The sequence below is a fragment of the Psychrilyobacter sp. genome, from assembly GCF_049671765.1.
Lineage (GTDB): Bacteria > Fusobacteriota > Fusobacteriia > Fusobacteriales > Fusobacteriaceae > Psychrilyobacter.
In genome coordinates this window covers 1-10,586 of sequence record NZ_JBATVM010000029.1, presented here as the reverse complement: position 1 = coordinate 10,586, position 10,586 = coordinate 1, and the positions used below count along the sequence as shown (strand labels likewise).

The 10,586-nt window shown below is 29.7% G+C and carries 9 protein-coding genes, 1 tRNA gene and 1 riboswitch; of the genes, 8 read left to right on the top strand and 2 right to left on the bottom strand.

Annotated features, from left to right (window positions below; all coding sequences use genetic code 11):
• Positions 1 to 1,197: aminotransferase class I/II-fold pyridoxal phosphate-dependent enzyme (locus WBG30_RS01335; RefSeq protein WP_424502842.1), on the top strand; the 1,197-nt coding region annotated here is incomplete at its 5' end.
• 57 nt (positions 1,198 to 1,254) lie between these two features.
• On the opposite strand, the gene WBG30_RS01330 is transcribed toward WBG30_RS01335, so the two are convergent.
• Positions 1,255 to 1,830: a xanthine phosphoribosyltransferase gene (locus tag WBG30_RS01330; RefSeq protein ID WP_424502841.1), complete on the bottom strand. Its 576-nt coding sequence runs from the start codon at positions 1,828 to 1,830 to the stop codon at positions 1,255 to 1,257.
• Positions 1,831 to 1,890: 60 nt separating this feature from the next.
• Positions 1,891 to 1,988: riboswitch (purine riboswitch) on the bottom strand.
• 107 nt (positions 1,989 to 2,095) lie between these two features.
• A complete protein-coding gene (eam, locus tag WBG30_RS01325; RefSeq protein WP_424502840.1) occupies positions 2,096 to 3,349 on the bottom strand; it encodes a glutamate 2,3-aminomutase in 1,254 nt (417 codons plus the stop codon).
• A gap of 235 nt (positions 3,350 to 3,584) precedes the next feature.
• On the opposite strand from eam, the gene WBG30_RS01320 reads away from it, so the two are divergent.
• The 7 genes from WBG30_RS01320 to WBG30_RS01290 form a co-directional block, all read left to right on the top strand.
• Positions 3,585 to 4,238 (top strand): N-glycosylase/DNA lyase, encoded by a 654-nt coding sequence (locus WBG30_RS01320; protein ID WP_424502839.1) that lies wholly within the window; start codon positions 3,585 to 3,587, stop codon positions 4,236 to 4,238.
• Between the two features lie 107 nt (positions 4,239 to 4,345).
• Entirely contained in the window at positions 4,346 to 5,674 is a 1,329-nt protein-coding gene (miaB, locus tag WBG30_RS01315) for a tRNA (N6-isopentenyl adenosine(37)-C2)-methylthiotransferase MiaB (RefSeq protein ID WP_424502838.1), read from the top strand.
• A 15-nt stretch (positions 5,675 to 5,689) separates the two neighbouring features.
• Positions 5,690 to 6,700, top strand: coding sequence for a sodium:calcium antiporter (locus tag WBG30_RS01310; RefSeq protein WP_424502837.1), 1,011 nt, complete (start codon positions 5,690 to 5,692; stop codon positions 6,698 to 6,700).
• Between the two features lie 8 nt (positions 6,701 to 6,708).
• On the top strand, positions 6,709 to 7,950 hold the full coding sequence (gene rho / locus WBG30_RS01305) for a transcription termination factor Rho (RefSeq protein WP_424502836.1): 1,242 nt from the start codon (positions 6,709 to 6,711) through the stop codon (positions 7,948 to 7,950).
• Entirely contained in the window at positions 7,947 to 8,903 is a 957-nt protein-coding gene (locus WBG30_RS01300; RefSeq protein ID WP_424502835.1) for a peptidoglycan DD-metalloendopeptidase family protein, read from the top strand. Before rho ends, WBG30_RS01300 begins: the two co-directional genes overlap by 4 nt.
• Positions 8,904 to 8,926: 23 nt before the next feature.
• Positions 8,927 to 9,002 (top strand) — tRNA-Thr (locus WBG30_RS01295).
• A 376-nt stretch (positions 9,003 to 9,378) separates the two neighbouring features.
• The coding region (locus WBG30_RS01290) for a ShlB/FhaC/HecB family hemolysin secretion/activation protein (protein WP_424502834.1) at positions 9,379 to 10,586 on the top strand (1,208 nt) is incomplete at its 3' end.

Below are 10,586 nucleotides of genomic sequence, written 5' to 3'. Positions count from 1 at the left end.
GTAGATACGGTATTCACAATGGTAAAAAAAGCCAAGGATGCCAAGATTAAGTTTGGAGAAGATAATGTAATAGATGCAACAATAGGAGCTCTTTGTGATGAAAATGGTAAATTTACCATTTTTGATTCTGTAAGTGAAGTATATAAAAAATTAGATAATATGGATATTGCACCATATGCAGAGTCATTTATTGGAAATAACGATTATCTGAAAGAGATAAAGTCATGGGTATTAGGTGAGCACGAGGAGAAATTCAATGTAGGAGCTATAGCTACTCCTGGTGGGTCTGGATCTGTGAGTTCTACCTTAAAAAATATATTGGATCCGGGAGAAACTTTACTTATTCCAAATATTGGTTGGGGTCCTTATAAAATAATGGCAAAAGAACATGGTTTAAATATAGAAACTTATGAACTATTCAATGAAAAAGATGAATTTAATATTGAAAGTTTTAAAGAAAAATCATATGAAATAATGAAAACGCAAGGCAAAGTTTTGGCTATAATAAATGACCCATGTCACAATCCTACAGGTTATTCTATGACTGAATCTGAATGGGAAAGTATTGTAAAAGTTATGAATGATCTATCTAAAGATGGAAACTATATTCTTTTGAATGATATTGCTTATATAGATTATGCTGTAAAAGGATATAAGGAAAGTCGTAAATATATGGAAAGTTTTACACAGTTATCTCATAAAAATTTAGTTGTATTTGCATTTAGCTGTTCTAAGACATTGACTAAATATGGTCTTCGTGTAGGAGGAAGTGTATTTATCTCAAATGAAAAGAAAAATGTAGATGACTATATGAGAGCCAACGAATTTACCTGCCGTGGGATATGGTCAAATGTTCCTAAGGGTGGAATGAAATTATTTTCAACTATCCAAGAAAATAAGATTTTAAAGGATAAATTAGTAGAAGAAAGAGATGGCTATGTAAAATTATTGGAGAAAAGGTCTAAGATATTTTTAGAAGAAGCTTGTGAAGTAGATTTAAAAGTTTATCCATATAAGGAAGGTTTTTTTATTACATTAAAGATAGAGGAAGAAAAAATTAGTGAAAGTTTGGAAAAATTGAATTGTGAAAATATATATCCAATTCAAGTAGCCCATGGGATAAGAATTGCAATATGTGGAAGTCCTAGTAAAAAATTAGAAGGTTTAGCTAAAAAAATTAAAAATATTATAGGTTAAATAAAGAATTCCTCTATACTGGTGTCAGTACAGAGGAATTCTTTATTATTTAAAAACTTATTTAATTTCGTTTAATGTAATCTTACCTTTTTCCATTTTTTCAACGATAGCTAATGATTCTAAACGGAATCCTTCTTTTAGAAGATTTGTTCTTCCCTCTTTAAATCCTTTTTCAATAACAATACCTACTCCTACAATATTTGCTCCACCTTGGTTTACAATGTCTTTAAGACCTAAAATAGCATTTCCTGCAGATAAAAAGTCATCAATTAGAAGGATATTTTCCCCTTCATGTATAAATTCTTTAGAAACAGTTAAATTGTAATTAGTTTGCTTTGTAAATGAATATACAGTGGTAGAGTAAAATTTGTCCATGGTAATGGGTTTGTGTTTTTTAGCAAATACCATAGGGACACCTAGTTCTAAAGCTGTAATCATAGCAGGAGCTATCCCAGAAGCTTCTATAGTTAAAACTTTGTCTATCTTTACCCCTTGGAATCTCTTAACAAACTCTTTTCCAACTTGATTCATGAGTTTAGGATCTATCTGATGATTAACAAATGAATCGACTTTTAAGATTGAGTCTGATAAAGCTAATCCATCTTTTAATATAATATCATGTAATATCTTCATAATTAAACCTCCAAAAATGTTTTAAACACCTCATATTGAGTGAAATTAATAAGAAAATATTAATCTTAAAATTACACTCATAGTTAGCTATTTACGGTAGCTAGTAGAAACTTTCTTCCTTATTAAGAAAATATATGAGAATTGATTTCATCTATATTACCACAAGATCTTAAAAAAAGCAATGTGATGTCATTTTTAAATGGACATACTTCCCTATAAATAAAAAAGTTAGCTGACTGAGATCAGCTAACAATGAGAATTTTAATTAATAGATTTCTTTTATATTTTTTGTAGGATGATTTTCATATTTGATTACTTTACCTTCCCAAGTTCTGATCATAACATAATTAGTTCCACGAGATAACATATATTGAGGCATTAAAGGTGTTTTACCTTGTCCTTTTGGTGCATTAACAATATAAGTTGGGATAGCCATACCAGAAGTAAATCCTCTTAAATATTCCATGATTTCTAATCCATCATCGATAGATGTATTGAAATGTTCAGTTCCTTGAACATGTTTTGCATGGAAGATATAATAAGGTCTACATCTTATCTTTAATAACTCTTGATTCATAAGTCTCATTACAAATTTATCATTGTTTATACCATTTAATAAAACAGCTTGGTTTCCTAAAGGAATTCCATTATTAGCTAACTTTTCACATGCAGCTTTAGCTTCAGGAGTTATTTCCTTTGGATGGTTGAAATGAGTATTTAAATAGATAGGATGATATTTGTTTATCATATTAACTAACTCATCAGTTATCCTTTGTGGTAAAGTAACTGGGGTTCTACTACCTAATCTAATAATTTCTACATGAGGAATAGTTCTAAGCTCAGCTAAGATCCATTCTAATCGAGAGTCAGATAGTGCTAAAACATCTCCTCCAGTAAGTAAAACATCTCTAATTTCAGAGTTGTTTCTGATATATTCAATTGATTCTAAAAGATCTTTATCGTGAGTAGCACTATCATTCTCACCGATGTTTCTTCTTCTTTGACAATGTCTGCAATACATTGCACACTCATTAGTTGTATTTATGATAAGTCTATCTGGGTATCTTCTAGTTATAGTTCCAGCAGGGTTAGTGTGCTCTTCTCCCATGGGATCGGCATCTCCAGAGTTGTTATCTAATTCAATAGATGCAGGGATACTAAGTAGTCTAATAGGATCATATTTATCTTTTGGATCTAATAAACAAGCGTAGTATGGTGAAATTGCCCATCTATATTTATCTCCTACACTTTGAATTTCTTTCTTTTCCTCTTCAGTTAAATCTAAAATTAGACTCAAAGTTTTGACATCTGTAATTCTATTTGAAAGTTGCCATTTAAAGTCATTCCATTCCTTTTCAGTAGCATCAAAATGCTTTAAAAGAATCGCTTTTGAAAGTTTAAACTGTTCCCTTACATCTTTATTCATACCAGTTGGTATATCCTCTTTTGCTATTAAATAATCATTTATGGTACCTTTAAGTTCTTTAGCCCTATCTAGGGAAATTTGTCTACCAACCAAAACTATCGCCTCCTAAAATTTTATATTCTGTACATTACATTATACGCAGATAAGCATAGTGTGTCAAATTTTAATAAATTAAATAAATGATAAATGTGTTGATATATTGATATATTATATGCTGTTGTTGATGAAATCAATCTTAAATTTAAGATTAAAAGGAAAAAACAAGAAAATTTAGAACAAAACTAGTATAATTAATTTTAGACATAGTAAATAATAGGAGGGGTTATAGGTGGATACTAAATATTTATTGGAGATAAGAGAAGTATACAGTAAGATAAAACCATTAATTGAAGCTAGGATAGATGAATATAAGTCAATATGGTTTAATGGAAATAATGAAGATGTCCATGTAGAACTAGCTTTTTGCATTCTGACACCTCAATCTAAGGCTAGAGGAGCAGAAAAAGCAATAGATGGAATGCGAAATGCTGGGGTATTTTGGACCGGGATAGAAGAAGATTTGATACCGTATCTAAATGTGGTAAGGTTTAAAAATACAAAAGCAAAGAATTTGGTTATCCTTCGTGAATTTATGAAAGATGAAGATGGAAGGATAGTTACTAAGACGTTAGTTGATAAGATCGGTGACGTATTTGAAAAAAGAATTTGGCTAGTAAAAAATATTAAGGGAATAGGGTATAAAGAGGCCAGTCATTTCCTTAGAAATATAGGATTTGGTGATGAAATAGCTATCCTAGACAGACATATATTGAAAAATATAATGAGGTTAGGAGTGATAGATGAAATTCCTAAAACTATAACGTCTAAAAAATATTTAGAAATAGAAAAAAAAATTGAAAGATGTTGTAAAGAGATAAAAATTCCTATGGATCATTTTGATCTATTACTTTGGTATTTAGAAGCTGGAGAAGTATTTAAATAGTTAAAAAAATTAATTTAAAACCTAGTGACAATTGAGTAAAGTTAAGTATTATGATACAATATAAAATGCTTGATTGTATGTAAGAAATGCTAGATGGAGGAAGAAAAATGACAAAGAAAAAAGCAACAATTATAACATATGGTTGTCAAATGAATGTAAATGAGACAGCAAAGATGAAAAAATTATTAGAGGGAAATGGATATGAAATGACTGATGACATCCATGATTCAGATGCTGTATTTTTAAATACATGTACTGTAAGAGGTGGAGCAGCAGGGAGAATAGAGGGAAAATTAGGAAACTTAAAAACTATAAAAAATGCTAGAAAGACAAAGATGATAATAGGGGTAACAGGTTGTGTAGCTCAAGAAGAAAAAGCGCATATCTTAGAGAGAGCACCTCATGTAGATATAGTTATCGGGAATCAAAATATAGCACAATTGCCGGAAATTATGGAAAAGATATTAAAAGGTGAGGTGGAACACGCAGTATTGACTGATAAAGAAGATGAATTACCTCCAAGAATAGATGCTAACTTTGGAGATGGAATTTCAGCTTCTGTAGCTATAAACTATGGTTGTAATAATTTTTGTACATACTGTATAGTTCCATATGTAAGGGGGCGTGAAAGATCAGTTCCTATGGAAGATATAGTAAACGATGTAAGAAAATATGTAGAAAAAGGATATAAGGATATATTATTATTGGGACAGAACGTAAATTCTTATGGTAAAGATTTTGTGGATAGCGATGAAATTAATTTTGCTAAATTGTTAAATGAAATTTGTCAAATTCAGGGTGAATATTGGATTAGATATGTATCTCCTCATCCAAAGGATCTAAGTTTAGACGTATTAGAAGTAGCGGTTAAATATCCAGAAAAAATAGCTAGAAATATGCATCTACCAGTTCAGTCAGGATCGACTAAAATGTTAAAAGCTATGAATAGAAAATATAGTAGAGAAGATTATTTAGCTTTAGTAGAAAGAATAAAAACAGCACTTCCAGATATATCTCTTACTACAGATATTATAGTAGGCTTTCCTGGTGAGACAGAGGATGATTTTTTAGATACTATGGATTTAATTAAACAGATTAATTATGAGAATGCATATATGTTTATGTATTCTATTAGAGAAGGAACTCCAGCAGCAACTATGGAAGAACAAATTCCAGAAGAAGTAAAAAAATCAAGATTACAAAGACTCATGGAAGTTCAAAATGAAAATGCAAAGGAATGTAGTTTGAGTTATGTGGGGAAAACTGTAAAAGTTTTAGTAGAAGGACCTAGTCATAGAAATGAGAAAAAGATGACAGGAAGAATAAGTGCAAATAAAGTAGTTATTTTTGAAGGGAACAGTTCTTTAAAAGGAACCTTTGTGGATGTTAAAATTGTAATGGCAAAAACATGGACTTTATACGGAGAGTTAGCATAAAATAGAGGTGATAAAATGTTATATATATTAATCTTTGTGATATTAGCAGGATTTATAATAATAGTTGGAAAAAAATTAAGTTTATATGGGGATGCCATAGGAGACTTGATGGGCATAGAAAAATCTTGGATAGGGATAGTAATGCTAGCTGCAGTAACTTCCTTGCCAGAGATGGTTACAAGTATCAGTGCTACTCTTATGGGAAATCCTCAAATGGCAGTTTCTAATATATTTGGAAGTAACTTGTTTAATATATTTGTAGTATTTATAGTTGATATATTTGTATTAAGATCAACTTCTTTTTCATCTAAGGTAAGTACTAAAAATTTTATGGCTGGGTTTTGGGCTATAATTTTAACATTAATATTTTTATTAGGATTTTTATTTCCAACAGAAGGAATAATGAATATCAGTTTATTTTCATTGATGATCTTAGGAGTTTACTTTATAGCTATGAAGTCTATTTATATCTATGAACATCAAAAAAATGATGTATTTAGTGAAAAATTAGAGGAAGAAGTAAAAGGATTTCATGAGATAGAAGAAGGAAAAATTACACTTCCACAAGCAAAAAAAGGATTTATAATAAATGCGTTTTTTGTAGTTGTTTTAGGAACGGTACTTAGTTTTGTAGGAGATAAGATTGCTGGTACACCATTCTTTGGAATACAATTAGGTAAATCTTTTGTAGGTCTTCTACTGATAGCGTTAGCAACATCTTTACCGGAATTGACTGTAAGTATCGAAGCTATTAAATTAAAATCGTATGATATGGCAGCTGGGAATTTACTCGGAAGTAATATATTTAATATAATGATTATATTTATTACAGACTTATTTTTAAGGGATAAAAATATATATCAATCATTAACTGAATTTCATAAGTTGACAGCTATATTTTCTATGCTAATATTGTTGGTATTTATGATGGGAGTTATGTTTAAGAAGAAAAAAAGAAGATATGATACATATATTATTGGAATGGTTTATTTTGTAGCGATGTATATACTATATATAAAAAGGTGATGATGAATTTGACAGATTTAAGTGGATTACTCCTATTAGAATTGAGGGAGATAGCTAAAAAATTGAACATAGATAAATCTTATGAATATAAAAAATTGGAATTGATTGAAAAAATAGGTGAATACATAAGGGAAAGCGATGGGCATACCATTGCTTGGGGTAAAATCGAAGTATTTGCTGATGGGTACGGTTTTCTTCGTGAAACTAATGTGGAAAAAGATGTATATATATCTTCTACACAGATTAAAAAATTTAAAGTTAGAAATGGTGATATAGTTTTAGGTGAAGCTAGAGTCCCAGTAGGGACAGAAAAAAATTATGCCATGAGAAAAATACTTCTAATAAATGGTGATAACTTAGAAAAAGCAGAAAATCGTGTACCATTTGATGAGTTAACCCCTGCATATCCAGATGAAAAAATAATTTTAGGTGGAGATGGAGATGTCTCAGGAAGGATTATTGATCTGATAGCGCCACTTGGAAAAGGACAGAGAGGTCTTATTGTAGCACCTCCTAAAGCTGGTAAGACTATGCTTATAAGTAATATTGCTAATAGTATAATAAAGAACAATAAAGGGTTAGAAGTATGGATATTACTTATAGATGAAAGACCAGAAGAAGTAACAGACATAAAGGAAACTGTTTGTGGAGCTACAGTTTTTTCATCTACCTTTGATGAGGATCCGAAAAATCATATTAAAGTAACAGAAATGGTTTTAGATAAAGCTAAAAGAATACTAGAAGATGGCAAAGATATTGTGATCCTAATGGATTCAATAACAAGACTTGCAAGAGCCTATAATATTGTGATACCATCTAGTGGTAAACTTATATCTGGAGGAATAGACCCAACAGCTTTATATTATCCAAAGAAATTTTTTGGGTCAGCAAGAAACATTCGTGGTGGTGGAAGTTTAACAATTCTAGCAACAGCTTTGGTAGATACTGGAAGTAGGATGGATGACGTTATCTTTGAAGAATTCAAAGGAACTGGAAATATGGATATTCATCTAGATAGGACTTTAGCTGAACTAAGAATATATCCAGCAATAGATATAAAAAGATCAGGGACAAGAAAAGAGGAATTATTAATTGAAGATAAAAAATTATCGATAATTTGGAAAATTCGGACATACCTTAGCAAACTTAGTTCTGCTGAGAGTTCAAAACAACTAATAGATACAATAAAGAAAACAAAAACTAACGATGACTTATTAAATTATTATTCGAAAGGAGAAGCGAAAAATTGAATAAAAAAATAAAAAAGCTTCTCATAATTTTATTGATATTTAATGTATTTTTAGGGTATAATACTATCAAAAAATTAGAAAAAGAAGTTGTTAACTTGAGTGAATTTACAGATTATTATACTGAATCAGAAGCAGACAACGGTGGTTACCAGCTACTTAGTTCGGACTTTAAAGTGTATGAAAAACAATATACTATTGTAAGTGAAAAAGTACAAGAAGAATCAAAAAGGAGAGCTGAGATAACATATTATAAAGTGAAATCAGGAGATACATTAGGTGGAATTGCTAATAAATTTGGGCAGTCACAAACGGTTTTAAAATATAATAACCCTAATATGGGGAAATATCTAAAAATTGGAGAAAAACTTAAAATTACTAGAGGAAACTCTATAACTTATAAGGTTTCTAAAGGAGATTCACTATCAAAGATAGCTTCAAAGTTTGGGAAAAGTGTAAGAGAATTAAAAACTACCAATAATTTAACATCGAATACAGTTCGTTTGAATCAGGTGTTAATAATAAACAATCCTAAGGTAGATCTAGCTAAAATTACAAGGAAAAAAAAAGGGTTTGATGTATATTGGCCAGTACCATGGAAAGGGGTTACAAGTCCCTATGGTAGAAGATTTCATCCTGTATTAAAAAGGTGGATAGGTCATATGGGTGTAGATTTGAGAGCTCACTATGTAAGTGTAAAGGCTTCAGAAAATGGAACAGTAACATACGCTGGATGGATGAGTGGATATGGTAAGATAGTTATTATTAAACATTCTAAAGGCTATGAAACTAGATATGCACATCTAAATAAGATAAAAGTAAAAAAAGGTCAAAGGGTAAATAGAGGTCAGCTTATTGCTGAAAGTGGAAAAACAGGACGGGTGACAGGGCCACATCTTCACTATGAAATAAGAAAATATGGGACTCCTATAAACCCAATGAAATATTTCAAATAATTGCTACCTTAAAGTAGCATTTTGCCGCCTTAGCTCACTAGGTAGAGCAGTACCATGGTAAGGTAGAGGTAGCCGGTTCGACTCCGGCAGGTGGCACCATAAAATAATAGTTAGAGCAGAACTTTAGTTTTGCTCTTTTTTATTTAAAAAAACTTTTAACTTTAGTATTTTTTAATTATTAATTATGGGTAAGTTGTGGTAGAATTACGCTTGTAATGTATATATATATTATATAGAAAAAACATTAAACATATAATTAAAACATGTTAATGTTCTGCTTTAAAAATTATTTTTTTTTAATAGAATGGCGAACTATTAAAATTAAGGGACGAAAAACTATAGGTTTTTTGAAATGGCAGCCAGCTATAATTAATTTTATAGCCTTTTTTTTTGGGGAGAATAAAACAGTAATTTATAGGGTTTTTAATGATTGTAAGACAAAATAGCATAAAATAATAATTATAGGAGTGGAAAAATGAAAAAAAAGACGGTTTTTTTCTTTGTTGGAGTTTTATTAATAAATAATGTAGCTATGTCTAATGATATAGTTAGTCAAGTTAGAGATGCTAGAAATGAATTTGAAGTACAACAAAAAAGAGAAAAAGAAGAAAAAATACAAGAATTATTGAGGACAGAACTTTTAAAAAAAGAAGAAAAAGCAACACCACAAATAAAAAAAATGGGAGAAAAAAAATATGAAATAAAGAAGTTAATCTTAGAAGGAGCTATTTTGTTAGATGAAAAAACTAAACAAAAGATAGCTTCTAAATATATGGAGAAAAAAATAGGGATGGAAGAAATATATGAATTGGTAGGGGAAATTACAAATGAATATATAAAAAGAGGTTATGTAACTACAAAGGTAACAATACCTTTAGATCAAAGTTTGGCAAATGGAAAATTAAAACTTAAAGTTATTCCAGGAACAATAGAAAATATTATTTATAATGATCTAAGTTTTAGAGACAGAATGAAAATTTATATGGCATTCCCAACTAAAAAAGGAGAATATTTAAATTTATTTGAGTTAGAACAAGGGATATCTAATCTAAATAATGTTGTTTATAACAATGCAAAAATGGATTTGGTCCCTGGAGGTGAATCTGGGAAATCAATTGTTTCAATTGAAAATAAGAGAAATTTTTCAGGGATTACTTTAGGATATGATAATTTAGGACAAAAATCTACAGGAAAAGAAAAACTAAACCTATCATTGAGAACAGGAGATTTTATTGGAAATGATACTTTAAGTATAAACGGAAGTAAAAATTTAGATGGAGATGATTCATTTAAATATAATAAATCTATTTCAGGGTCATATAATATTCCTTTTGGATTTTGGAGTGCTGGAGTTTCCTATAGTTACTCAAAATATTTAACAACAATATCTGGTATTGTAAAGCCTATAAAATCAAGTGGAAATTCAACTTTGACAACGTATAAACTAAGTAGAGTTTTAGGAAGAGTAGGGCAAGGTAAAGTAAGTTTTGAAACAAATTTAAGCATAAAATCTAAAAATGATTTTATTAATGATCTAAAAATAGAAGTTTCTAGTAGAACAACTTCTAATATAAAAAATCAACTTAATTATGTAGGTAGATTAAAGGGTGGTAGTTTATATGTGGATTTATCTCAAACAATGGGACTCTATGGGTTTGGAGCAACAAAAGATATAAATACTTC